Raw genomic sequence first — 25,357 nt, forward strand, 5'->3', positions numbered from 1 at the left:
ATTAACTGGCGCGCCCAGGGCAGCCCGGTTCAGCCCCAACGCATCACTGCAAACAACCAGAACAGGGACAGCACCGAGGCTATCCAGACACTCCAATCGGTCGCGCCCACCACCAGCAGGTGCAGGTAGGCACTTCCAAGCAGACCGATAAACAGCCGATCACCACGGGTGGTGCTAATCGGCAACAAGCCTTTGCGTTCGATGCAGGGCGAACGCAGTTCCCAGATCGTCATGCCAACCAGCAGCATGCCGATAAAGCCGAAAAACAACGCCGTCGGCAGCGTCCAGGCCATCCAATCCATAATCGCGACTCCTATACCCGGCCCAGGGCAAAGCCCTTGGCCACATGGTTACGGACAAACCAGATCACCAGCATGCCCGGCAGAATGGTCAACACCCCAGCCGCCGCCAGCACGCCCCAATCGATCCCCGAGGCCGAGACGGTACGTGTCATCACTGCGGCAATCGGCTTGGCATCTACCGAGGTCAAGGTGCGCGCCAGCAGCAGCTCGACCCAGGAGAACATGAAGCAGAAGAACGCGGTGACGCCGATGCCCGAGCCAATCAGCGGGATAAAAATCTTCACGAAGAATTTCGGGAAGCTGTAGCCATCGATATAGGCGGTTTCATCGATTTCCTTCGGCACCCCGGACATAAAGCCTTCGAGAATCCACACCGCCAGGGGCACGTTGAACAGGCAGTGCGCCAGCGCCACGGCGATATGCGTATCGAACAGGCCGATGGACGAATACAGCTGGAAAAACGGCAGCAAAAACACCGCCGGTGGCGCCATGCGGTTGGTCAGCAGCCAGAAGAACAGGTGCTTGTCACCGAGAAAACGGTAGCGTGAAAACGCGTAGGCCGCTGGCAGTGCCACCGTCAATGAAATCACCGTATTCAGGCACACGTAGTACAGCGAATTGAGATAGCCCTCGTACCAGCTCGGGTCGGTGAAGATCACCTTGTAGTTTTCCAGGGTGAACGCATGCGGCCAAAGCGTCAGACCACCGAGGATCTCGGTATTGCTCTTGAACGACATGTTCAGCAGCCAGTAGATCGGCACCAGCAGGAACAGGATATACAGCCCCAGCACTACTTTTTTACGTAGGGTCATGGTCGGCCTCAGCGAGTCTTATCGTTGTGGGTCATGGCGGTGTAGAACAGCCAGGACACCAACAGGATGATCAGGAAGTACACCAGCGAAAACGCCGCCGCTGGGCCCAGGTCGAACTGGCCGATGGCCATTTGCGTCAGGGTCTGACTGAGGAAAGTAGTGGCGTTGCCCGGCCCGCCGCCGGTGAGCACAAAGGGCTCGGTGTAGATCATGAAGCTATCCATAAAACGCAGCATCACCGCGATCAGCAGCACGCTCTTCAACTTGGGCAGCTGAATATGGCGGAACACCGCCCAGTCGGAGGCACGGTCTATACGCGCGGCCTGGTAATACACATCGGGAATGGCGCGCAGCCCCGAATAGCACAGCAATGCCACCAATGAGGTCCAGTGCCAGACGTCCATGATCAGCACAGTGACCCAGGCGTCGCTGGTATTGGAGGCATAGTTATAGCTGATACCCAGACTGTTCAGGCTCCAGCCGAGCAAACCGATGTCAGCGCGACCGAAGATCTGCCAGATGGTGCCGACCACGTTCCACGGAATCAGCAGCGGAATCGCTAGCACGATCAGCACCAGCGAAGCCATGCGACCCTTGGTCGGCATGCACAAAGCGATGGCGATACCCAAGGGAATCTCGATCAGCAGCACGCAGGCGGAGAAGATGAACTGGCGCAGCAGCGAATCATGCAGGCGGGTGTCTTGCAGTACCTGCTTGTACCAATCGACCCCGACGAAATAGCGCGTGGAGTGGTCGAAGATGTCCTGCACCGAGTAGTTGACCACCGTCATCATCGGCACGATGGCGCTGAACGCCACCAACAGAAACACCGGCAGCACCAGCCACCAAGCCTTGTTGTTCTGCACCTTCATGGCTGCACCTCCTGCACTTGCGCCTCAACCAGAAAGTCATCGGCATAGAGCATCAGCCACTGCGCAGGGAAGCTCAGGTATACCTGCTGCTGCGGCACGGGCTGATCTTCCTGCAGGCGCACCTTGAGTGGCTGGCCATCGAGCTTGAGGGTAAGAATTTTATAGGTGCCGAGGTCTTCGACATGCACCACCTCGCCACACAACGCGTCTTCGTTGGGGCCATCCCAGATATGCACGAACTCGGGACGGATACCGACTTTCAGGCTGCTCCAGTTCAACTCGTCGAGGCGCTGATTCAGCGCTGGTGACAGCGGCAGAACGGTATCGGCAAAACGCACCCCGCCCTCGCAACGGCCGACCTCGATCAGGTTCATCCCCGGGCTGCCGATGAAGTAGCCGACAAAGGTATGGCTGGGCCGCTCGAACAACTCGCGCGGGGTGCCGAACTGGACGATCTGTCCGCCGTACATCACCGCAATCTTGTCGGCGAAGGTCGAGGCTTCGAGCTGGTCGTGGGTGACGTAAACCATGGTGATATTGAACTGTTCGTGAATCTGCTTGAGCTTGCGCCGCAGCTTCCATTTCAGGTGCGGGTCGATCACCGTCAGCGGCTCATCGAAGAGGATCGCCGACACATCATCACGCACCAGGCCGCGCCCCATGGAGACCTTCTGCTTCTCGTCAGCAGTCAGATTACGGGCGCGCTTGTGCAGCAATGGGTGCAGCTCTAGCACCTCGGCAATTTCATTGACCTTGGTGAGGATCTTCGCCTCATTCATGCCCTGATTACGCAAGGGGAAGGCCAGGTTGTCGAACACCGTCATGGTGTCGTAGACCACCGGAAACTGGAAAACCTGGGCGATATTGCGCTGCTCGGGCGGCAGCGCGTTGACCACCTTGCCATCAAACTGCACTTCGCCGTGCGAAGGGCTGAGCAGCCCGGAAATGATGTTCAGCAGGGTCGACTTGCCGCAGCCGGATGGCCCCAGCAACGCATAGGCACCGCCCTGCGCCCACACATGATTCATCTCGCGAATGGCGTAATCAGCCGCACCAGCAGGGGCGCGACTGTAACTGTGGGCCAGGTTATGCAAACGGATCTCGGCCATCAGGCAACCCTCCCCAGACGGCGGCTGGGCGCCTGAATCAGCTGCCCATCCGCGGAAAAGACAAACAATTTATGGGTCGGGATATAAATAAGAATCGAGCTATCCACGTCGTATTCATGCACTCCAGGCAGATGCAGCACCAGCACGAATTGCTCGTTGCGCACATGCAGGAAGGTTTCCGAACCACTGATCTCGGCCAGCTCAACCGTCACCGCCAACTCCAGATCATCGTCGTTGGACGGCACTAGACCGATATGGCTGGGGCGTACGCCGAAACGGTATTCACCTTCGGCAATACCTTGCAGGTCCGGGTTAAGCGGGAAATGCACAGTATCGGCAAAGCTCACTTCAGTACCGCTGACGCGCCCCGGCATCAGGTTGATCGCCGGCTCCGAAAACAACTCTGCCGCTAACACCTGCTGTGGTCGGTGATAGACCTCAGCGGTCTTGCCGCTCTGCACCACTCGACCTTCATGCAGGATGGTAGTGGTACCGCCCAAGGCCAGCGCTTCGTTGGGCTCGGTGGTGGCATAGATAGCGATGGTGTGGCGGGCCTGGAACAGCTCGCGCATCTCTTGGCGCAGCTCTTCGCGCAATTTGTAGTCAAGGTTGACCAGCGGCTCATCGAACAGAATCAAGGAGGCGTCCTTGACCAGCGCCCGCGCCATAGCCGTGCGCTGCTGCTGGCCACCGGACAACTCCAGTGGGTAGCGCTTGAGCAAACCATCAATACGCAGCATCTGCGCCGTGGCATGCACTTTTTCTTCAATCAGCGCCTTGCTCACACCGGCCTGGCGCAGCGGCGAAGCGATGTTCTCGAACACCGTCAGGGTCGGGTAATTGATGAACTGCTGATAGACCATCGACACGTTGCGCTGACGCACCGGCACTTGGGTCATATCGGCGCCATTCATCAGGATGCGTCCGCTAGTGGGCTTATCCAGACCCGCCATCAGGCGCATCAAACTGGTCTTTCCGGATAGCGTGCGCCCCAGCAGCACATTGAAGGAGCCGGGTTCGAAGCTCAGGCAGGCATCGTCGATATACAACTGGTGATCAACGATACGCGTGACATGCTCCAGGGTAAGTGACATGGGCCGTCCTTTTTCTTGTTATCTGCCCAGCTACAAGGCGAGTTCCGTGCCAAGCCCTTTAAACGAATTTAAGTTATTGATTTAAAACATCTACGCTTGAACGCTGGCAATCACAGGTGACAACACTGAACACTTTTGAACAGTGCACAGTGAACAACTGAACAGTCATAGCGTTGACATTGAACAGCCTTCGGCGACACTGCAGGGACCCGGCGCAGACCGTGGCCCATAACAACAAAAAACCGCGCGAGATACCTGTCATGGCTGACGCTGTCACTGCCCTGCCCCACGAGACCATCATCCAGGACTCCTGGACCCGCTGCCGTGACTACGGCCTGACCCACCAGAGCACCCCGATCTTCAGCCAGCCCGAACGCGGCGAAGTCAGCGCATTACTGGAAAGCCAGCACGCCTTGGTGCACACCACCCACAAGGAAGTGCTGCCCTACTACGGCACCATCCTGGCCAACTCCAATTGCCTGATCATGCTGGCCGACCACCAAGGCCAGGTGCTGCAATCCTGGGGCGACCAGCGCTTTATCGAGCCCAGCCGCGCCGCCGGCTTTGTCGCCGGGGCCACCTGGCTGGAGCGCTATACCGGTACTAATGCCATTGGCACCGCCCTTAGCTGCGCCCAGGCGGTTCATATTCAGCACGATGAGCACTTTCTCAAAGCCAACCGCTTTATGACCGGCTCGGCCTCGCCGATTTTTGATGAGCAAAGGCAGATGATCGCGGTGTTGGATGTTTCCAGTGACAGCTACCTGCCGCCCTCGCACACCCTAGGCATGGTCAAGATGATGAGTCAGTCGGTGGAAAACCGCTTGATTCTCAACCTGTTTCAGCAGCGTTACTTCCAACTGAGCTTTAACACCAGCCTGGATAACCTGGGCAGCCCCTGGGCCGGGCTGCTGATTTTCGATGACCAAGGCCAGGTGGTTTCCGCCAATCGCCGGGCCGACAGCTTGTTAGGTGTGGGCCTCGCCCAGGTGAATATCGAAAGCCTGTTCGACGTGCCGCTGCAGCAACTGCTTAACCAACCCGAGTCGCTGCCGTTCAACCTGCGTGCCGGCGGGCGCTTTCGCTTCCACGCCCAGATCAAACGCCCGCAGCAACCTTCACCCATTCAAGCTCGCGACTTTCGCCAAACCCAGCCGCCGTCCGCCAGCGCCAACAGCAACCCGTTCACCCTGGCCTCGCTCAATTTGGGTGATCCGCGTGTTGATAAAGCCGTACGCCAGGCCGAGCGCCTACTGGAAAAAAACATCCCGATTCTGGTGCATGGTGAAACCGGCGTCGGCAAAGAAGTCTTCGTCAAAGCCCTGCACCACGCCAGCTCGCGTGCCAGCCAGGCGTTTATCGCGGTTAACTGCGCGGCCATTCCGACTGAACTGGTCGAATCTGAGCTGTTCGGCTACGAAAAAGGCGCGTTTACCGGGGCCAATCAGAAAGGCAGCATCGGCCTGATCCGCAAGGCCGATAAAGGCACGCTGTTTCTCGACGAAGTCGGCGATATGCCGCTGCGGGTGCAGGCCCGCCTGCTGCGGGTATTGCAGGAACGCTGCGTACAGCCGCTGGGCAGCAGTGAACTGTACCCGGTGGATATCCGCCTGATCTCCGCCACCAACCGCCCACTGCGCCAGGATGTGGAAGGCGGGCTATTTCGCCAGGACCTCTACTACCGCATCAGCGGCCTCAATCTGGAACTGCCGCCGCTGCGCGAACGCACCGACAAGGCCGCCATGGTTAAGCGCATCTGGGACTATCACCGCGAGCCGCAGCAATGGGCTGGGCTAAGCCAGGAAGTGCTGATCCTATTCGAGCGCCACCCCTGGCCCGGTAACCTGCGCCAATTGAGCAGCGTCCTGCAGATCGCCTTAGCCATGGCAGAGGATCAGCAGATCCGCCCAGAACATTTGCCAGATGATTTCTTTGCCGACTTGCAAGCGGCTCCCAAAGCAGCCACTGACACGTCACAACAGCCCAATGCAGCCACCGGCGACGATGACCTGGCCAGCCAATATCAAGCGTGCGGCGGCAACATTTCCAGCCTGGCGCGCAGCCTGGGGATCAGCCGTAACACGCTGTACAAGCGGCTGCGTGAAAGTGGATTAACCGAGCGTTAACAACGCTGGGGTTGCGTACCGCCCGCTCAGGCAATACCTGAGTGCCTGCAATAACAGCGGCGCGCATACTCCACAGGCAATAAAAAACCGCTCGAAAGCGGTTTTTTATTCATTACTGCGTTTAATCAGCCAAACGCCAAGTCGTACCGCCCTTGCCGTCTTCCAGCACCACACCCATGGCGGTGATCTGATCACGGATGCGGTCGGATTCCGCCCAGTTCTTCTCGGCGCGAGCTTGCAGACGCGCCGCAATCAACGCTTCAACCTCGGCCGCATCAACCTTGCCAGCAGCACCTGCTTGCAGAAACGCCTCTGGCTCAAGCTGCAGCACACCGAGCACCCCAGCCAGCTCCTGCAAACGCGCGGCTAAACCAGCCGCTGCTTGCACATTGCTTTCACGCAGACGGTTGATCTCGCGCGCCAACTCAAATAGCACGGCGCAGGCTTCTGGCGAGTTGAAGTCATCATCCATTGCCGCCGCAAACCGTTCAACAAACGCCTCACCACCTGCTGCGGCCACTTTAGGCAAGCCTTTGAGCGCGTTATAAAAGCGTTCAAGGGCGCCCTTGGCTTCCTTCAGGCTGTCTTCGGAATAGTTGATCGGGCTGCGGTAGTGGCTGGACACCAGCAGGTAACGCACCACCTCCGGCTGATACTTCTCCAGCACTTCGCGAATGGTGAAGAAGTTACCCAGGCTCTTGGACATCTTCTCGCCATCCACGCGCACCGCACCGGCGTGCATCCACGCATTGGCGTAAAGCTTGCCAGTGGCCGCTTCGCTCTGCGCGATCTCGTTTTCGTGGTGCGGGAAGACTAGGTCCGGGCCACCGCCATGGATATCGAAGGTATCGCCCAGGCAGCAGGTCGACATCACCGAGCATTCGATGTGCCAGCCTGGACGACCTGCGCCCCACGGCGACTGCCAGCTCGGCTCGCCCGGCTTGACGCCCTTCCACAGGACGAAATCCAGCGGATCCTGCTTGGCTTCATCCACCTCGATGCGCGCGCCGATTTTCAGGTCTTCAATCTTCTTGCGCGACAGCTTGCCGTAGCCAACAAACTTGCCGACGCGGTAATACACGTCGCCATTGCCGGGAGCGTAGGCAAAGTCTTTGTCGATCAGTGTTTGAATCATCTGGTGCATGCCGGCGATATGGTCAGTGGCACGCGGCTCCTGATCCGGACGCAATACATTCAGGCGCGCTTCATCCTCATGCATGGCAGCGATCATGCGCTCGACCAGCGCCTCGAAGGGCTCGCCGTTTTCATTGGCGCGCTTGATGATTTTGTCGTCGATGTCGGTGATATTGCGCACGTAGGTGACTTCATAACCGCGATGGCGCAGCCAGCGGGTCACCACATCGAACGCCACCATCACCCGCGCATGACCGATATGACAGAAGTCGTAAACCGTCATGCCGCACACGTACATGCGCACCTGGTTACCCACCAGCGGTTTAAAGACATCTTTGCTTTTGGTCAGCGTGTTGTAGATCGAGAGCATCGGGATTCCTTGAAAAACAACGGGCCAGCGCGCTGGCCCGACCTATAACGCGTTCGCCTTGATCAAGCCCAGGAGTCACGCAGCGTTACGGTGCGGTTAAATACCGGCGCGCCTGGCTTGCTGTCCTTGATATCAGCGCAGAAGTAGCCTTCACGCTCGAACTGGAAGCGTTCTTCCGGCACGGCATTGGCCAACGACGGCTCAGCGCGACAGCCCTTGAGTACCACCAGCGAGTCGGGGTTGATGTTGTCGAGGAAGCTGCCGCCCTCTTCGTCCTTCTCAGGATTAGCGGAGCGGAACAGGCGGTCATACAAGCGCACTTCGCACTCAACGCTTTCGGCGGCCGGCACCCAATGGATCACGCCCTTGACCTTGCGGCCCTCGGGGTTCTTGCCCAGGGTGTTTTCGTCATAGCTGCAACGCAGTTCGACGATGTTGCCCTCGGCATCCTTGATCGCTTCATCAGCGCGAATCACGTAGCTGCCGCGCAAACGTGCTTCGCCACCAGGGATCAGACGCTTAAAACCCGCCGGCGGGACTTCTTCAAAGTCGCCCGCATCGATATAGATTTCGCGGCTGAACGGCAGTACACGCACGCCCAAGTCCTGCTTGGGATGACGCGCCAGCTCTAGATTCTCGACCTGGCCTTCCGGGTAGTTGGTGATCACCACCTTGAGTGGCTTGAGCACGCACATGGCGCGGCCCGCATTGGCATCCAGGTCGTCACGGATGGCGAATTCGAGCATGCCCACATCCACCACACCGCCTGCGCGGTTGACGCCGATCATGTCGCAGAAATTACGGATCGAGGCTGGGGTGTAGCCACGACGGCGAAAGCCCGACAGGGTCGACATGCGCGGGTCGTCCCAACCATTGACGTGGTTCTCATCAACCAGTTGCTTGAGCTTACGCTTACTGGTGATGGTGTAGTTCAGGTTGAGCCGGGCGAATTCATACTGACGCGGCTGCGACGGTACCGGCAGCTGCGCCAGGAACCACTCATACAGCGGGCGGTGATCTTCAAACTCCAGGGTGCAGATCGAATGGGTCACGCCTTCGATGGCGTCCGACTGGCCATGGGTGAAGTCATAGCTCGGGTAGATGCACCACTTGTCGCCCGTCTGGTGATGATGAGCGTGGCGAATACGGTAAAGAATCGGGTCGCGCAGGTTCATGTTCGGCGAGGCCATGTCGATCTTAGCCCTTAGCGCACGAACACCATCGGCGAACTCACCGGCTTTCATGCGCGCAAACAGGTCGAGGTTTTCCTCAACGCTGCGCTCACGAAACGGGCTGTTCTTGCCCGGCTCGGTCAGGTTGCCGCGGTATTCACGGGCCTGCTCCGGCGACAAATCACAGACGTAGGCGTTGCCAGCCTTGATCAGCTCAACCGCCCAATCGTGCAGTTGGTCGAAGTAGTCGGAGGCATAGTGTTCCTTGCCGGCCCACTGAAAACCTAGCCACTGCACATCACTCTTGATCGCGTCGATGTATTCCTGATCTTCCTTGGCCGGGTTGGTGTCGTCGAAGCGCAGGTTGCACTCGCCACCAAACTCCTTGGCCAAGCCAAAGTTCAGGCAGATCGACTTGGCATGGCCGATATGCAGGTAGCCATTGGGCTCCGGCGGAAAACGGGTGATGATTTTCGCGTGTTTGCCGGCATCCAGGTCGGCCTGGACGATGGGGCGAAAAATGTTAGCGGCGGCGACAGCTTCTGGCTTGCTCATGGGGTCCTTGATCATGCAGGTGCGCGGCGCAGGGTAGGCCGGCTAAAACAAAGCGCTTATCATAGCCGAAGCTGTCAATCCCCTGACAGGCCCAAGAGTCGCCTCAATGCCCATTGCATGTAGCCACACAGCACACGCACGGTCACGAAACGGCTCACGGATTTATCGACAGAGCGATTACCTCCATGATCAAGCTGCACACCAACCACGGCGTTATCACCCTCAAGCTGTTCGAAGACAAAGCCCCAGAGACCGTGGCCAACTTCAAGCAGTACGTTAAAGATGGCCATTACGACAACACGGTATTTCACCGTGTGATCAGCAACTTCATGATCCAGGGCGGTGGCTTTGAGCCGGGCATGAAGCAGAAAACCACTCGCGCACCGATCAAAAACGAAGCCAACAACGGCGTTGCCAACAAAATCGGCACCGTGGCCATGGCCCGTACCATGGAGCCGCATTCGGCTTCCGCGCAGTTCTTTATTAACGTTGGTGACAACAGCTTCCTCAATCACAGCGCGCCAACCGTTCAGGGCTGGGGCTACGCGGTGTTTGGTGAAGTGGTTGAAGGCATGGACGTGGTTAACGCGATCAAGGCCGTGGACACCACTAGCAAATCCGGCCACCAGGATGTGCCCGTTGAAGACGTGATCATCGAGCGCGCCGAGATCGTTGAGTGATTCTACTGATCTCCGATCTGCATCTTGAACAGGAGCGCCCGGCTATCAGCCGGGCCTTCCTGCATTTTCTCGAAACCCGCGCGGCTCACGCTCAGGCGCTGTATATCCTGGGCGACTTCTTCGAAGTATGGATCGGCGACGACGCCATTACCCCTTTTCAACGCTCGATTGCCCAAGCGCTGCGCAACCTTAGCGAGCGCGGCACGCGCATCTATCTGATGCACGGCAATCGTGATTTCCTGATCGGCAAGGCCTTCTGCCAAGAAGCAGGCTGCAGCCTAATTCCAGACCCGTGCGTGATTGAGCTTAACGGTGAGCGCACGCTGCTAATGCATGGCGACAGCCTGTGCACTCAGGATATTGGTTACATGAAGCTGCGCCGCTGGCTGCGCAACCCCATCGCCCTGTTTATCCTGCGCAACCTGCCGCTCAGCACCCGGCACAAACTGGCGCGCAAGCTGCGCAATGAAAGCCGCACGCAAACCCGCATGAAAGCCAGTGAAATTGTCGACGTTACCCCGGACGAAGTGCCGCGCATCATGGCCGCCCACCGCGTACGCACGCTGATTCACGGCCACACCCACCGCCCGGCCACCCATCAACTGCAGGTCAACGGCGAGGCGGCGCAGCGCATCGTCCTCGGCGACTGGGACCAGCAAGGCTGGGCCTTGCTGGTCGACAGGCAAGGCTTGCAGCAAAGCGCGTTCGAGCTGGCAGCAGACTGACCGCCTGACGCGTCCGGCAAAACCGCCAGATTAACTACACAGCAGCGCGCCTGCTCGGCGCGCCAAAGTTTCAGCGTGGCGGAATCCCGCTGTGGAAACGAAACTCAGTGTCTGGCGACTCGATCAGTTCACGCTCCGCCGCCCTCACCCGCTCGATGGCCTGATCAACATCTCGAGCATCGCCGTATTGGTAGGCCAACTTCAGATAATTCTGAAAATGCCGCGCCTCGCTTTTCAGCAAGCCGAAATAAAACTTACCCAGCTCGTCATCCAGATGCGGCACCAGCGCCTCGAAGCGCTCACAACTGCGCGCCTCGATAAACGCACCGACCACCAGGGTATCCACCAGTTTGTGCGGCTCATGGGTACGCACCACTTTGCGCAAGCCCGAGGCATAGCGCGCCGCGGATACCGGCCGCAGGCCGATTTTGCGCCGCTTCATGATGCGCAGTACCTGCTCGTGATGCACCAACTCCTCACGGGCCAGGCGCGACATGGCGTTAAGCAGGTCCACATAAGTGCTGTACTTGGCCATCAGGCTCAGCGCCGTACTGGCGGCCTTGAACTCACAGTTCTTATGGTCAATCAGCAGGGTCTGCTGATCAGCCAAAGCCGCAGTGATCCAGGCATCCGGTGTCCGGCAACCGAGAAATTCGTGGATTTCAGGCAGGTTCATGACCACAGGCCTGCTGCGCAGCAAGGCGAGACCCGAGAAAAACGACAGTGCTGCAGGGGTTCAATTTCAGCTAACAGATACATAAATTCACACAGCTAAGCCGGCAAGAGTGATAACGCTAGAGGGCGCGCATTATACGATTGAGCGCGCAAACAGCCACTCGATTGACATCAATCAGCATTGATCGAGCGGCAGCGATCTATAGTGATAATTAGAAAAATGGACTGCACATGGAGACGATCATGCAAGCTATTCGCAGCATTCTGGTGGTGGTGGAACCGACGCACACAGACGACCTGGCTCTCAAGCGCGCCAAACTGATTGCCGGCGTCACGCAATCGCATCTGCACCTACTGGTATGCGACAAGAAAAGTGACCATACCGGTTACCTGAGCGACCTCACCAGTTTGCTCAACAGCGAAGGGTTCAGCACCTCCAGTCAGCAGGCCTGGGATGATAGCCAGCATCAAACCATCATCAACGTGCAGCAAGCCGAAGGCTGCGGCCTGGTGATCAAGCAACATTTCCCCGACAACCCACTTAAAAAAGCCCTGCTCACGCCGGGTGACTGGAAGCTGCTGCGTTACTGCCCGGCGCCCGTATTGATGGTCAAAACCGACAAGCCTTGGGCCGGCAGCGTAATCTTGGCGGCCGTAGACGTAGGCAATGCCGATGGTGAACACCGCACGCTGCACACCAGTATTGTCAGCCATGGTTACGATATCGCGGCGTTGGCTAAGGCTGAACTGCATGTCATCAGCGCCCACCCAACACCGATGCTTTCAGCGGCCGACCCGACCTTCCAGCTAAAAGAGACCATCGAAGCGCGTTACCGGGAGCAGTGCAAAGCCTTCCAGGCCGAGTACGACATCAACGATGAACACCTGCATATCGCCGAAGGGCCAGCCGATTCATTGATTCCGCAGATCGCTCGTCAGCTCAATGCAGGCGTTACCGTGATTGGCACCGTTGCACGCACCGGGTTGTCTGGCGCATTGATCGGCAATACCGCCGAAGTGATTCTCGACGCCCTCGAAAGCGACATTCTGGTGCTCAAGCCAGACGACATCATCGCCCACCTCGAAGAACTGGTCGCTCAGCGCTGAGACTGAACGGCAAAAACCACAAAGCCGCCTTAAAGGGCGGCTTTGTGGTTTAACCCGGGGCTAAATCTGCACATTCAAACCATCACGCAAAAATTGCGGGGCGATATAGCGCTGATAATGCGCTTCGGACAATAGAAAGAATTCACGATCAATCGCGTCGCGTAACTCCGGCAGGTTCCACTCGCGAAACTCCGGCAATAGCACTATGCCATACGCCTCTACCTGGCTGATCACTCGGGCCCCACGGGCTATAAGCTGGTAGGCCCAGCAATAAGGTGACTGCTGCGGGACAAAGCGGATCTTGCGCTGCTCCAGCTGCATGCGCAGGCGGTTTTCATCAAAAACCTCGAGTTTCGCCGTCATCACTTGCACCAACAACACTTCCAGACGCAGCCAGACGGCGTGTTTTTCCTCGTCGTTATAACCGTTCCAGTTGATCACCTCATGGTGAAAGCGCTTACAGCCACGGCAGACTAAATCGCCGTAAACAGTGGAGCACAGGCCAACACAAGGGGTTTTGATGCGCTGATTAGACATAACGAAAGGCATGGATACTGGCGGATAGGCTGGCATCTTAGCCCTTTGTCTAAGGCAGATCACCCCTATATAAGCGGGGCCTTCGGCTTAACTTTATGAAAGCTTTCCAGTAGAATCAGCCGGCCTTTTAGAGGCAGCAACATCCGTTGGAAGCTGTTTTCAAAGCGTCACGAGCACAGTCAATCCTGCAGGTTCGATGTTGGTACCGCCCCTTGAGCCACCCCTTCAAGTGTCGGTACCAGCCCTCATCCAGCCCGTCCTGCCGGCGTAAAACTTTGAAAACAGCTTCTGCAAGAAAGCAGCGCAACCTCGGCTGAGCGGCCCATAAAGCCACGAAGCGCCTGGTTTGTTGTTTTCTGGATCGCGTCCCGGACAACCCTTTGGGACCACTGATGAGGGTAATAACTGTGCTTGAAGCCTATCGCAAACATGTAGCAGAGCGTGCCGCTCAGGGTATCGTGCCCCAGCCGCTGAACGCCGAACAAACCGCAGGCCTGATCGAGCTGCTGAAAAACCCGCCAGCCGGCGAAGAAGCTGTTCTTCTCGATCTGATCACCAACCGCGTGCCGCCAGGCGTCGACGAAGCCGCCTACGTAAAGGCCGGTTTCCTCTCTGCCCTTGCCAAAGGCGAAGTCACTTCCCCACTGATCAGCAAGCAACACGCTGTTGAACTGCTCGGCACCATGCAAGGCGGTTACAACATCGCCACCCTGGTTGAGCTGCTCGACGACAGCGAACTGGCTGCCGTGACTGCCGAGCAACTGAAGCACACCCTGCTGATGTTCGACGCCTTCCACGACGTCGCTGAAAAAGCCAAGAACGGCAACGTTCACGCCAAAGGCGTACTGCAATCCTGGGCTGACGGCGAGTGGTTCAAGAACCGCCCGACTCTGGCCGACAAGATCAGCCTGCGCGTGTTCAAGGTCACCGGCGAAACCAACACCGACGACCTGTCCCCGGCTCCAGACGCCTGGTCGCGTCCGGATATCCCGCTGCACGCCCTGGCCATGCTGAAAATGGCCCGCGACGGCATCGTGCCGGACGAGCAAGGCGTAACCGGCCCGATGAAGCAGATCGAAGCCATGCGCGGCCAAGGCTTCCCGATTGCCTACGTCGGTGACGTAGTCGGTACTGGTTCCTCGCGTAAATCCGCCACCAACTCGGTGCTGTGGTTCTTCGGCGACGACATCCCGAACGTGCCGAACAAGCGCGCTGGCGGCTTCTGCTTCGGCAGCAAGATTGCTCCGATCTTCTATAACACCATGGAAGATGCCGGCGCCCTGCCAATCGAATTCGACGTTTCCAACATGCACATGGGCGACGTGATCGACCTGTACCCGCATGCTGGCAAAGTCTGCAAGCATGGCACCGACGAAGTACTGACCACCTTCGAAATGAAGACTCCAGTACTGCTCGACGAAGTCCGCGCTGGCGGCCGTATCCCGCTGATCATCGGTCGCGGTTTGACCGAGAAAGCGCGCGCCGAACTGGGCCTGGGTCCAACCGACCTGTTCAAACTGCCTGAGCCACCAGCTGCCAGCACCAAGGGTTTCACCCTGGCGCAGAAAATGGTCGGCAAGGCGTGCGGTCTGCCTGAAGGCCAAGGCGTTCGCCCTGGCACCTACTGCGAACCGAAGATGACCACCGTTGGCTCCCAGGACACCACTGGCCCAATGACCCGCGACGAGCTGAAAGACCTGGCCTGCCTGGGCTTCTCCGCTGATCTGGTGATGCAGTCGTTCTGCCACACCGCGGCTTACCCAAAGCCGATCGACGTCACCACCCACCACACCCTGCCGGATTTCATCCGCACCCGTGGCGGTGTTTCCCTGCGTCCTGGTGACGGCATCATCCACAGCTGGTTGAACCGCATGCTGCTGCCGGACACCGTCGGTACCGGTGGCGACTCGCACACCCGCTTCCCGATCGGCATCTCCTTCCCGGCCGGTTCCGGCCTGGTCGCGTTCGCCGCCGCCACCGGCGTAATGCCGCTGGACATGCCAGAGTCGATTCTGGTGCGCTTCAAGGGCAAGCTGCAACCAGGCATCACCCTGCGTGACCTGGTGCATGCGATTCCTTACGCGGCCATCCAGAAAGGCCTGCTGACCGTTGAAAAGAAAGGCAAGGTTAACGCCTTCTCCGGTCGCATCCTCGAAATCGAAGGCCTGGACGAACTGACTGTTGAGCAAGCGTTCGAACTGTCCGACGCCTCTGCCGAGCGTTCCGCTGCAGGTTGCACCATCAAGCTGCCGGAAAAAGCTATCGCTGAGTACCTGCGCTCAAACATCACCCTGCTGCGTTGGATGATCAGCGAAGGCTACGGCGATGCACGCACCCTGGAGCGTCGCGCCCAAGCAATGGAAGCTTGGTTGGCTGATCCTAAGCTGATGTCGGCTGACAAAGACGCTGAGTACGCCGAGATCATCGAAATCGATCTGGCAGACATCAATGAGCCAGTTCTCTGCGCCCCGAACGACCCAGACGATGCTCGTCTGCTGTCGACCGTTGCCGGTGAGAAGATCGACGAAGTGTTTATCGGTTCGTGCATGACCAACATTGGTCACTTCCGCGCGGCTGGTAAGTTGCTGGAAAAAGTTGAAGGCACCCTGCCAACTCGCCTGTGGCTGTCGCCGCCGACCAAAATGGACCAGCACCAGCTGACCGAGGAAGGCTACTACGGCATCTACGGCAAAGCCGGCGCGCGCATGGAAATGCCGGGCTGCTCGCTGTGCATGGGTAACCAGGCACGCGTGGAAGCCAACTCCACCGTGGTATCGACCTCGACCCGTAACTTCCCCAACCGTCTGGGCGATGGTGCCAACGTCTACCTGGCTTCGGCTGAGCTGGCGGCTGTTGCAGCCATCACCGGCAAGCTGCCGACTGTTGAGGAGTACATGGTCTACGCGAAGGAAATCGACACCATGGCAGCGGACGTTTACCGCTACCTGAGCTTCGACCAGATCGCCGAGTTCCGTGAAGCTGCTGCGAACGCCAATATCCCGGTCGTTCAAGCCTAACGAAACAACGCATCACGCTGTACGCTGAAGAAGAGCCCCGCCTAGTGCGGGGCTTTTTCTTTTCTGATCCATGACCGAGCAACTCAATGGCTACACCTAGCGCACTGTTATGCAGCACGGCGGCGTAACTGTGCTGGACAGGCGACGCACCGCCACTTATCTTCGCCACCTGGCCAGCGCACTGGCCAACGTCGCTCGGACGGTTCCGGGCGCTTACGTATCCGAGGAAAGCATGACTGATCAAGCTCCGCGCCGCTTTGCGCGCATCGATCGACTCCCCCCTTATGTGTTCAATATCACCGCCGAGCTGAAGATGGCCGCGCGCCGCCGTGGCGAAGACATCATCGACTTCAGCATGGGCAACCCCGATGGCCCCACCCCACCGCATATCGTCGAAAAGCTGGCGCAGGTCGCCCAGCGCGAAGACACTCACGGCTATTCGACTTCTCGCGGTATTCCGCGCCTGCGTCGCGCCATTTCGCGCTGGTACAAGGACCGTTATACGGTCGATATCGACCCGGAAAGTGAAGCCATCGTAACCATCGGCTCAAAGGAAGGCCTGGCACATTTGATGCTGGCCACTCTGGACCATGGCGATACCGTGCTGGTACCCAACCCCAGTTATCCGATTCACATCTACGGTGCGGTGATCGCCGGCGCACAGGTGCGCTCGGTGCCGTTGATTCCGGGCGTGGACTTCTTCGCTGAGCTGGAGCGCGCAATTCGCGAATCCATACCTAAGCCGAAGATGATGATCCTCGGCTTCCCCTCAAACCCCACTGCGCAATGCGTAGAGCTGGACTTCTTCGAACGCGTGGTGGCCCTGGCCAAGCAATACGACGTGCTGGTTATTCACGACTTGGCGTACGCCGATATCGTCTATGACGGCTGGAAAGCACCGTCAATCATGCAGGTGCCGGGTGCCAAAGACATTGCCGTGGAGTTCTTCACCCTGTCCAAGAGCTACAACATGGCCGGCTGGCGCATCGGCTTTATGGTCGGTAATAAAGAACTGGTCAACGCCCTCGCACGAATCAAGAGCTACCACGACTACGGCACCTTCACCCCGCTGCAAGTTGCAGCCATTGCAGCACTGGAAGGCGACCAACAGTGTGTGCGCGATATCGCCGAACAGTATCGCCAGCGTCGCAACTTATTGGTCAAAGGCCTGCATGAGCTGGGCTGGATGGTTGAGAACCCCAAAGCCTCGATGTATGTCTGGGCCAAGATTCCCGAGCAGTACGCCCATCTCGGCTCACTGGAGTTTGCCAAGAAGCTACTACTGGAAGCCAAGGTCTGCGTTTCTCCGGGTATTGGTTTCGGTGATTACGGTGACGACCATGTGCGCTTTGCCCTGATCGAAAACCAAGACCGCACCCGTCAGGCGCTTCGCGGGATTAAGACGATGTTTCGCGCGGACGGCCTATTAACCGGCCAAAAAGCCAAACCTCACGACCAGTAATCACACAGAGGGCACCTTAGGGTGCCCTCTAACGTTTCAGCTCGAATAATCCAGCACCGTCCACACCCGGCTCAGGCCATCAGCAATCACGCAGCCACTTTGCCCCAGCTGGTTGCTGCTGTGCAGCGACATCCGATTCGTCACGCCATCGGCCGCATCCGAACGTTCGCTCAGCCACTGCACACGGCCGCAATTGGCCGTCTCGATGACATAGCTGGCCGCCACTACCGCGCCCTCGCTAGGCTGCTTAATCACATCCACCACCGTACCGCGCTCTTCAACGCGCATCCCGTCGAATACCAGCACGGCCCAGGCCTGGCTGTTCTCTATGACTAGGTAAGTGCCATTGGCTCGGGGTTGATCAAGCTGCGGCTGCGCACAGCCGGCTAAAAGACCCAGTAGCACAAGTGTCATCAGCATCTGTTGCATTGTTAGCGACTCCTTTGCAGTGCCTGTCGCCATTGGCTTTGCGAGCACATGGCGGGAGAGATCGGGTAGGTGACGATTTAGGACTTGGGCTTACTATTATCGAATACTGTTTATTTGTACAGTATTTTCGATTACCCTTGCCCCCGCCTACTTAGCCAGCCGCACAACCCGTAAACGGACCCTACAAGTCGCGAACAGGAGCTCACACATGCAAGACGTATTGCAGATGAAAGACAGCGTAAACCGCATGGCTGTGGAAAAAGTCCGCGCCATCGTCGAAGAATTACAGCTCGACGGCATCGTCACCGAGGGCAAGACGCCGTTCTCACGGGCGCACTTCAATACCTGTTTTGCCGAGATAGAAGCGTTATTGCAGCGTGCCGGCTATCACCGCCAACTGGACGTAGTCGGTTACCAAGGCCTGGCCTATACCATGTTCGATCCTTCACGCTGGGAGGCTGTGGAGGTACTGCGCTGGCTCAAGGCCTTTGTCGAGGAAGGACAGAGCCAATCACGCTCACGTTAGGACTGTTAATACCGAACACCACGCAGCACCTGCCACACAGAGCGCAACAGGGCTAATATTCGCCATCTTTTCAACGACTGGATGCAGCAATGGCCCGCTTGACCCTAATGTTTCCCGAAGACCAGTTCTGCTTTAGCACTCACCTGACTGTGCGGGTAACTGACATCAACGCTGCCAACCACCTGGGCAATGACTCGATGATCTCGATGATTTCCGAGGCGCGGGCGCGCTTTCTATTCGAGTTCGGCATCGAGGAAACCCAGGAAGACGGCACAGGCATCATCGTTACCGACCTAGCCACCACCTACCGCGCCGAGGCCCACGCCCGCGATCAATTGCTGTTCGAGGTCGGCGTGATGGATTTCAACAACTACGGCGGCGATATCACCTTCCGCATCACGCGTCCGGCCGACGGTGTGCTAGTGGCTATGGCTAAGTCCGGCTTCGTGTTTTTTAACTATAAGCTAGGCAAGGTGGTGAAGATGCCAGCCGCCTTCAGCAATAAATTCAGCAAGGTTAACTGGCTCAGCCAATAACCGACGCTGCCGAGGAACTCCGGCGAGCGCCAGCATGACCTCGCCTGAGCGCTACGACCCCGCCTGGTCAGAGAGTTTTTGCTCGTTTATTCGGCTGCCGCCGTGACAGCCGGCGCATCCTCTGCTACGCCTTATGCATAAAATCAAAAGCAGGGGCCATTACTGTGACAGCTACGCGCCGCCATGTCCGCAACGCCGGACTACTGAGCAACCTACTCGCCTTGGCGCTCCTGACCCTTCCCATGCCTACGCATGCGCTTAACCCCGCCGCTGACGTCAAACCCACGGAACACCATTGCCGCGCGCATGCCAGATGAACCTGACATAGATATGTTTTTTATAACGCCTCAGCCTATTTCCAGACAAAGAAAAGCCCGGTCTAAGCCGGGCTTTTCTATACAGCCAGATCGATTACTGCTGGATCTGAGCTTCTACTTCAGCTTCCACGCGACGGTTAACAGCGCGGCCTGCGTCGGTAGCGTTATCAGCAACCGGACGAGTTTCGCCGTAGCCTGCCGCATTAACGCGGGCAGCATCAACGCCGTACTGATTGACCAGCACGTCACGAACAGCGCTAGCGCGGCGCTCGGACAGGTTCTGGTTGTAAGCGTCGCTGCCTTTGGAGTCAGTGTGACCTTCAACCACGGTGGTGGTCTGCGGGTACTGCTTCATGAAGTCAGCCAGGTTCTTGATGTCGCCGTAGCTTTCTTCTTTAACATTGGCCTTGTCGAAATCGAACTTAACGTCCAGCTCAACACGAACCAATTCCATCGGCTCTTCAACAGCTACCGGCTCTGGGGTCGGCTCAACAGCAGCGACAACAACTGGCGCCGGCTTGCTGCCACCACCGAAGTTCATGCCTATACCGACGCTTGGCGCCCACTCGGTATCGCCCTGGTCGATGTTGTACTGAGCTTCAACGCCAGCACGGGCATAGAAGTTGTCAGTGAAGTAATACTTAGCGCCGCCGCCGATGTTGGCGAAGGTAGAACCGTTACGACCATTGCGACCGGACTGACCGATGCTCTGATCCGAGAAACCAGCAGAAACGTAAGGACGCAGTGCGTCGCCAGCGTTGTTGAAGTGGTACAGCGCGTCCAGAGCGGTGTTCGAACCCTTGATGTTGCGACCATCTTCGCCGCGGGCGTTGTGTACTTCGTCATAGGCCAGACGCAGTTCAACGTCGTCAGTCAGGTAGTAGCCGATGCTGCCACCAAACAGGTTGCCGTTGTTTTTGAAGTCACGGGCGCTGTCAAAAATTTCTTTCTTGGCAAAACCCTCAATTTCTACAGCGCCTTGGCCTTGGGCCAGAGCACTGAGAGAAGAAGTAGCCAACAACGAGCCAATGACAACGCCTAAAGTGTTTTTCAGTTTCATTACCAATATTCCCTATCTCATGATGGTCAGTAAGTTGTCTGACAAACACAAGACAACTCAGCCGATAATTCTACCAGAATTAACCGTTAGCTATGACGGCTTTATTCTAAGTAAGTTTCAGCACTATCCGAAAATTTATCGCGTAGCCGATCAAGTGCACGCTTATAGCGCATTTTCGTAGCACTTAGGCCCATGTGCATAATGTCGGCAATCTCTTGGAACTCCAGCTCTGCGACAAAACGTAGCACCAAAATTTCCCGATCGATGGGATTAACGTGCACCAGCCAACGATCAAGTCCACCTTTATCTTCAGGCTTTGGCTCTTTCTCTTCAGACGCTTCTTCGAGCGGATCCAAGCTTAGGGCGTCAATAAGACGGCGCTTGCGACGTTCTTTGCGATATTGAGTAATGCATTCGTTGTACGTGATGCTGTACAGCCATGTTTTAAACTTTGACTTACCCTCAAAGTTTTTAAGGCCATATAAAACCTTGAGCATAACTTCTTGGCAGACATCATCCGCATCACGGTCGTTACCCAAATAACGCGCGCACACGTTAAATAAAGTACGTTGATAACGGCGCATTAACTCTTCATAGGCACGGGTTATATGAAATAACTCGTCACGGGCACGCGCCACTAACTCTTCGTCCGAGAGTTCGCGGGGGTCATAGCGCAGTGATGCGGAGTGGGCTTTATTCAAAACGAGTCGGGCCGACAGTCAGGACATAAGCCAACGCAACCTGTAATCAGGCTGCTGATTGGCCGCATACAATAGCAGGGATTAGCCTTAGCGGCTGCTTACCTGCTGATCAAGCAAGGTACGGTTAGCGACTGAAACCAGCTCGCCGGCTTCCGTCAGCAGCGTGGTTTTAACCGTACCGATCTCTTCGATCTGCCCTTCGACCGCACCGACCTGGACTTGTTGCCCCACTTCATACAATTCACGCACATAAATACCAGCCAGGATCTGACTGGCGATATCGCGACTGCCCAGCCCCAGCGCCAGAGCGACAGCCAGCCCTACCGAGATCAGCACAATGGCGATCACGTTATTAAGCAGTTCGGTTTTCACCTCAAGCTGACCGATCGCCACCGAGATACTGATGATGATCACCAAGCCCTGAGCAATACGCCCCAGGCCGCCGGCATAATCCAGGCCTACGCCTTCTGCAGCGCCGCGCACCAAGCCACTGACCAGTTGCGCCAACAAGACACCGGCGAGCAACACCAAGGCCGCACCGAAGACTTTCGGCAGGTACAGGGCCAGCACATCGAGGGTGGCGGAAACCCGCTCAAGACCAAGGGATTCAGCCGCAGTGACCAGGAAGATCAGCAACACAAACCAGTAAACGATTTTACCGATCAGGGTCGACACCGGCACTTGGATACCGGCACGACCGAGGATTTTGGTCAGACCAGTACCGGCCATCAAACGATCCAGGCCAATCTTACCGAGCAGCTTGGACAGTAAAGTGTCGAGAAACTTAGCCACCACAAAACCCAGTAACACCACCACCATGGCGCCAAACAGCCGCGGAATAAAAGCAGCAATAGGGGTCCAGACGCTGGCCATCGCGTCTACCAGCACTTGTGTAAATTCCATGCTCAGTCAGCCTTATCAAGAGAAGATTCGGAGGATTTACGGCGCGAAACCGGCGCAACGTGAGGCGATCCGTTATTCAGCGCGATCATTAACGCGCCGGCCCAATGCCCCATCAGGGCAAACAAATCACCGACACCGACCTGGCGGTTGGCGGTTTTCAGCACGCGATGCAGACAAGCATCATCGTCATGGCTCGAGGCGGGCGACTTAAGTAAATCGCGCAATGATTCTTCAAAGGGATCGTGCATGGCGCACCTCACAGGATGTGACGGCTAGACGAGACCAGTACCGAGCAGGTCACATCAGATCCAGCGCAAGCGACGAAACAGCAGCCACTGCACCAGCGCTACCACCGCCATCAGCGAACAAGCCAGAAGAAAGCCATGCGGGCTTTCTGAGCCGGGAATACCGCCGACATTAATCCCGAGCAAGCCGGTAAGGAAACTCATCGGCAAGAAGATCCCGGTGATGATGCCGAAACGGTACATGGTGTGGTTCATCCGCTCATCCATGCGCCGATTTTCCGCTTCCAGCAGCAGGCTGACCCGCTCACGGCTGAGTTCAAGCTCTTCCAGGTAACGGGTCAAGCGGTTGTTCAGCTCATTCCAGTAGCCACCGTCTCCCTCAACAAACCACGCCTGGGCACTGGCAGTCAGCTGAGCGTAGATATCACGCTGCGGCGCCAGGAAACGCCGCAAACTGGCCGCACGACGACGTATCTGCAGCAGCGTGGAATGATCCGGCGCCTCACTGGCTTCGGCATCGGCGGACTCTTCCAGATCATCGATCTGCTCCGACAGTTCGCCCACCAACAACTCAACTTTATCGGTCAGGTAATGCGCCATGCTGAGGATCAGCTCGGCCGAGGTTTTCGGCCCGCGGCCGGCCAACAGGTCTTCGATCAACGCCTCAGTGGCCCGCAGCGGTCGTAAACGCAAAGAAATGGCCCGTTGGGTGTCGGCAAAGATACGCACAGAGACCATGTCTTCGGGCTCAGCCCCCGGGTTGAGGTTCAAACCACGCAAAAACAGCAGCAGCTGCTGCTCAGGCAGCGCCAGCAGTCGCGGCCGCGTGTTCTCCTCAAGCAGCAGGTCACAGCAGAACTCACTCAAGCCACTTTCGGCGCGCAACCAGGCATGCGTCTGCGGATGACCGCGATCCCAGTGCAACCAGAGGCTTTCTTGCTCAGCCAGCACCAACCCAGGCAACTCATCCCGAGCGATGCTACGAGCACCGCCCTGGCCGTTGAGGACAAAGGCATGCACCAAGCCCCACTGAGCGTTTTCACCTTCGTGCATGACGGTTTCCTGCAAGTGGGCTACTCCGGCATTTGTAGGGCAGACGGCGAGATGATCACGCCATTGTTGTCGGCATAGATAAATTCACCCGGACGGAAGGTCACGCCGCCAAAGGTGACCGCGACGTTGAGGTCGCCGATGCCGCGCTTATCGGTTTTCATCGGATGGCTGGCCAGAGCCTGAATACCCAGATCGGTCTGCGCCAGCACGTCGACATCCCGCACGCAGCCATAAATCACAATGCCTTCCCAGCCATTCTTCGCGGCTTTCTCGGCGAGCATGTCACCGAGAAGCGCGCGACGCATGGAAGCGCCACCATCGACCACCATGACCTTGCCCTTACCCGGCTGCTCAACCTGCTCTTTAACCAGCGAGTTGTCCTCAAAGCACTTGATGGTCACAATTTCGCCACCAAAAGAGTCGCGGCCACCAAAATTGCTGAACATCGGTTCAACCACCTGGACCAGTTCCGGGTAGGCATCGCACAGATCGGGGGTGATGTAATACATGGCAAAGCTCCTTGGAGAATTTGAGGGGCGCTGACAGGTCGATCCCGACCCGTTTTGCATCATAAACCACAGGCCAATACGCCGGCTGACAAAGGGCGCATTCAACGCGCGACAACTGTCCAGGTCAACCGCAATTAGGCTCCCCTGCCGCTACTCGACGCCAGCAGTTGCAGCGCCTTCTAATTCACTACGCTCCAGCTCGGCAGACATTTGCGGACTTCGTTGCAACCATTGCTCAAGCAAGGGCCAGACCTCACGCTGCGCTTCTTTACTGATGAGCATTTCAACATGGCCGAAGTCGCTGCTGAAACCCTGCTTTTTACCCAGGCAGATAAACTCACTCACGGGCGAACCGAACTGCTTGAGTAACTTTTCGCAGGCCCAGGCCGGATCCTGCCTGTCCCCTAGCGCAGCTACGGCCAGAACCGGCACCCGCACCTCTGCCAACCCGGCCCACCAGTTGCGCTTGGCATCACCAAAACGGCCAAACAGGCCATGCCAGCGCAAGCTCTCGACGACCAAGCCAATCGGTTCATCTTCCGGGCCACGCTTAAGTCGGGCGCCGGAAAGCACCGAGAAGCGCTTAAGCAGCAGCCGTGCGGTCCACTCCAGTGGCGGCAGCTTCAACGGCCAATAAACGCGACTGATCTGACTGCCGAACAACGCACTGGAGGCGATTTTCGCCTCATCCAGATAATGCCCACCCAACGCCCCAGCAAGAATAATCCCGCCCAGAGAATGCCCCAGCCAGTGGGCCTTCTGCGGGTTTAGCTCATGGATAAAGTCAGCGATTGCCGGCAGGTCGTAACGCACGTAATCACTGACCGTGTTGCGTGAATAGTCGCGGTTACGCGGCGACAAGCCATGCCCACGCATCTCGGCAATCCACACATCGAAGCCGGCACGGGCCAGGTAAGCGCCCAACCCAATACCCTTGGGCGAAAACCAGAAGCGCCGGTTGGAAAAGCTCCCGGGAATCAGAATCACCGGCACGCCACGAGTGTGCTCATAGCCTGCACGACCCAGACGCGTCAGCGCCAGTTCAACACTTCTATCCGGACTGTTACCGGGCTTGAGGCGATAAATGTCTTCACTCAAATCGCCACGGAGTTCCGCGCTGATCAAGGCGACGGGAAAAAGCTCACTGCTGCTTTGCATCTGTTTACGCTCTGGTACAAGCCAATTGCCGGGCGCAATTTTTCACGTCGCAGGCGACGGCCCTAAGGTCGCCACGATGGCCGACCACAAAAACGCCAGCAGCGTTTTTGCGCGCAAGCCCCGGAGAGGTGAAGCACATGGATGTGCTGAACACAAAAAAGGGCGGGATCA

25 protein-coding genes are annotated in these 25,357 nt (G+C 57.6%); 8 read left to right on the forward strand and 17 right to left on the reverse strand.

Annotated features, from left to right (window positions below; translation table 11 throughout):
- Nucleotides 1–29: 29 nt before the first annotated feature.
- The 5 genes from N1078_RS02820 to N1078_RS02840 are packed head-to-tail and all read right to left on the reverse strand — an operon-like array spanning nt 30 to nt 4,189.
- Nucleotides 30–302: a DUF2160 domain-containing protein gene (locus tag N1078_RS02820; RefSeq protein ID WP_090386722.1), complete on the reverse strand. Its 273-nt coding sequence runs from the start codon at nt 300–302 to the stop codon at nt 30–32.
- An 11-nt stretch (nt 303–313) separates the two neighbouring features.
- Nucleotides 314–1,114 (reverse strand): carbohydrate ABC transporter permease, encoded by an 801-nt coding sequence (locus tag N1078_RS02825; protein WP_274086679.1) that lies wholly within the window; start codon nt 1,112–1,114, stop codon nt 314–316.
- Between the two features lie 8 nt (nt 1,115–1,122).
- Nucleotides 1,123–1,986: a carbohydrate ABC transporter permease gene (locus N1078_RS02830; protein WP_160014187.1), complete on the reverse strand. Its 864-nt coding sequence runs from the start codon at nt 1,984–1,986 to the stop codon at nt 1,123–1,125.
- Nucleotides 1,983–3,095 (reverse strand): ABC transporter ATP-binding protein, encoded by a 1,113-nt coding sequence (locus tag N1078_RS02835; protein WP_274086680.1) that lies wholly within the window; start codon nt 3,093–3,095, stop codon nt 1,983–1,985. The genes N1078_RS02830 and N1078_RS02835 overlap by 4 nt, the downstream gene beginning before the upstream one ends.
- Nucleotides 3,095–4,189: an ABC transporter ATP-binding protein gene (locus tag N1078_RS02840; protein ID WP_274086681.1), complete on the reverse strand. Its 1,095-nt coding sequence runs from the start codon at nt 4,187–4,189 to the stop codon at nt 3,095–3,097. The genes N1078_RS02835 and N1078_RS02840 overlap by 1 nt, the downstream gene beginning before the upstream one ends.
- 260 nt (nt 4,190–4,449) lie before the next feature.
- On the opposite strand from N1078_RS02840, the gene N1078_RS02845 reads away from it, so the two are divergent.
- Nucleotides 4,450–6,315: a sigma-54-dependent Fis family transcriptional regulator gene (locus N1078_RS02845; RefSeq protein WP_274086682.1), complete on the forward strand. Its 1,866-nt coding sequence runs from the start codon at nt 4,450–4,452 to the stop codon at nt 6,313–6,315.
- A gap of 121 nt (nt 6,316–6,436) precedes the next feature.
- On the opposite strand, the gene cysS is transcribed toward N1078_RS02845, so the two are convergent.
- Both cysS and N1078_RS02855 read right to left on the reverse strand, forming a co-directional pair.
- Nucleotides 6,437–7,819: a cysteine--tRNA ligase gene (gene cysS, locus N1078_RS02850; RefSeq protein ID WP_274086683.1), complete on the reverse strand. Its 1,383-nt coding sequence runs from the start codon at nt 7,817–7,819 to the stop codon at nt 6,437–6,439.
- A gap of 62 nt (nt 7,820–7,881) precedes the next feature.
- Entirely contained in the window at nt 7,882–9,546 is a 1,665-nt protein-coding gene (locus N1078_RS02855; RefSeq protein ID WP_274086684.1) for a glutamine--tRNA ligase/YqeY domain fusion protein, read from the reverse strand.
- A gap of 185 nt (nt 9,547–9,731) precedes the next feature.
- On the opposite strand from N1078_RS02855, the gene N1078_RS02860 reads away from it, so the two are divergent.
- Nucleotides 9,732–10,226, forward strand: coding sequence for a peptidylprolyl isomerase (locus tag N1078_RS02860; RefSeq protein WP_274086685.1), 495 nt, complete (start codon nt 9,732–9,734; stop codon nt 10,224–10,226).
- Entirely contained in the window at nt 10,223–10,951 is a 729-nt protein-coding gene (locus N1078_RS02865) for a UDP-2,3-diacylglucosamine diphosphatase (RefSeq protein WP_274086686.1), read from the forward strand. Before N1078_RS02860 ends, N1078_RS02865 begins: the two co-directional genes overlap by 4 nt.
- 70 nt (nt 10,952–11,021) lie before the next feature.
- Here the strand turns inward: N1078_RS02865 and N1078_RS02870 are convergent, their stop codons facing one another.
- Entirely contained in the window at nt 11,022–11,627 is a 606-nt protein-coding gene (locus N1078_RS02870; protein ID WP_274086687.1) for a tRNA-(ms[2]io[6]A)-hydroxylase, read from the reverse strand.
- Between the two features lie 242 nt (nt 11,628–11,869).
- On the opposite strand from N1078_RS02870, the gene N1078_RS02875 reads away from it, so the two are divergent.
- Nucleotides 11,870–12,733 carry a universal stress protein gene (locus N1078_RS02875; protein WP_274086688.1) on the forward strand — a complete coding sequence of 288 codons (864 nt, stop codon included), beginning with the start codon at nt 11,870–11,872 and terminating at the stop codon, nt 12,731–12,733.
- 60 nt (nt 12,734–12,793) lie between these two features.
- Here N1078_RS02875 and N1078_RS02880 read toward each other — a convergent pair whose 3' ends face one another.
- Complete coding sequence (locus N1078_RS02880) at nt 12,794–13,270, reverse strand: DUF1289 domain-containing protein (protein WP_274086689.1); 477 nt, start codon at nt 13,268–13,270, stop codon at nt 12,794–12,796.
- Nucleotides 13,271–13,677: 407 nt separating this feature from the next.
- Between N1078_RS02880 and acnB the strand changes: the two genes are divergently transcribed.
- Together acnB and alaC are read left to right on the forward strand one after the other, a co-directional pair.
- The gene (gene acnB / locus N1078_RS02885; RefSeq protein WP_274086737.1) at nt 13,678–16,287 is read left to right on the forward strand and encodes a bifunctional aconitate hydratase 2/2-methylisocitrate dehydratase; all 2,610 of its coding nucleotides are present in this window, start codon (nt 13,678–13,680) and stop codon (nt 16,285–16,287) included.
- Between the two features lie 232 nt (nt 16,288–16,519).
- Nucleotides 16,520–17,749: an alanine transaminase gene (alaC, locus tag N1078_RS02890; RefSeq protein WP_274086690.1), complete on the forward strand. Its 1,230-nt coding sequence runs from the start codon at nt 16,520–16,522 to the stop codon at nt 17,747–17,749.
- 36 nt (nt 17,750–17,785) lie between these two features.
- On the opposite strand, the gene N1078_RS02895 is transcribed toward alaC, so the two are convergent.
- On the reverse strand, nt 17,786–18,178 hold the full coding sequence (locus N1078_RS02895) for a hypothetical protein (RefSeq protein WP_274086691.1): 393 nt from the start codon (nt 18,176–18,178) through the stop codon (nt 17,786–17,788).
- Between the two features lie 208 nt (nt 18,179–18,386).
- Between N1078_RS02895 and N1078_RS02900 the strand changes: the two genes are divergently transcribed.
- Both N1078_RS02900 and N1078_RS02905 read left to right on the forward strand, forming a co-directional pair.
- Nucleotides 18,387–18,704, forward strand: coding sequence for a transcriptional regulator (locus N1078_RS02900; RefSeq protein ID WP_274086692.1), 318 nt, complete (start codon nt 18,387–18,389; stop codon nt 18,702–18,704).
- Nucleotides 18,705–18,793: 89 nt separating this feature from the next.
- A complete protein-coding gene (locus N1078_RS02905; protein ID WP_274086693.1) occupies nt 18,794–19,240 on the forward strand; it encodes a thioesterase family protein in 447 nt (148 codons plus the stop codon).
- A gap of 411 nt (nt 19,241–19,651) precedes the next feature.
- On the opposite strand, the gene N1078_RS02910 is transcribed toward N1078_RS02905, so the two are convergent.
- The 7 genes from N1078_RS02910 to N1078_RS02940 form a co-directional block, all read right to left on the reverse strand.
- On the reverse strand, nt 19,652–20,617 hold the full coding sequence (locus N1078_RS02910) for an OmpA family protein (protein ID WP_274086694.1): 966 nt from the start codon (nt 20,615–20,617) through the stop codon (nt 19,652–19,654).
- Between the two features lie 101 nt (nt 20,618–20,718).
- Nucleotides 20,719–21,318 (reverse strand): RNA polymerase sigma factor SigX, encoded by a 600-nt coding sequence (sigX, locus tag N1078_RS02915; protein WP_274086695.1) that lies wholly within the window; start codon nt 21,316–21,318, stop codon nt 20,719–20,721.
- Nucleotides 21,319–21,405: 87 nt separating this feature from the next.
- Complete coding sequence (locus N1078_RS02920) at nt 21,406–22,221, reverse strand: mechanosensitive ion channel family protein (RefSeq protein ID WP_274086696.1); 816 nt, start codon at nt 22,219–22,221, stop codon at nt 21,406–21,408.
- Between the two features lie 2 nt (nt 22,222–22,223).
- Nucleotides 22,224–22,469, reverse strand: a complete 246-nt coding sequence (locus N1078_RS02925; protein ID WP_274086697.1) for a CrfX protein — start codon at nt 22,467–22,469, stop codon at nt 22,224–22,226.
- 54 nt (nt 22,470–22,523) lie between these two features.
- Nucleotides 22,524–23,519 (reverse strand): zinc transporter ZntB, encoded by a 996-nt coding sequence (locus N1078_RS02930; RefSeq protein ID WP_274086698.1) that lies wholly within the window; start codon nt 23,517–23,519, stop codon nt 22,524–22,526.
- Between the two features lie 20 nt (nt 23,520–23,539).
- Nucleotides 23,540–24,028, reverse strand: coding sequence for a ribonuclease E activity regulator RraA (gene rraA, locus N1078_RS02935; RefSeq protein ID WP_274086699.1), 489 nt, complete (start codon nt 24,026–24,028; stop codon nt 23,540–23,542).
- A gap of 150 nt (nt 24,029–24,178) precedes the next feature.
- Entirely contained in the window at nt 24,179–25,186 is a 1,008-nt protein-coding gene (locus N1078_RS02940) for an alpha/beta fold hydrolase (RefSeq protein WP_274086700.1), read from the reverse strand.
- Nucleotides 25,187–25,357: the final 171 nt, after the last annotated feature.

The organism is Pseudomonas sp. MIL19 (genome assembly GCF_028680365.1).
Lineage (GTDB): Bacteria > Pseudomonadota > Gammaproteobacteria > Pseudomonadales > Pseudomonadaceae > Aquipseudomonas > Aquipseudomonas spirodelae.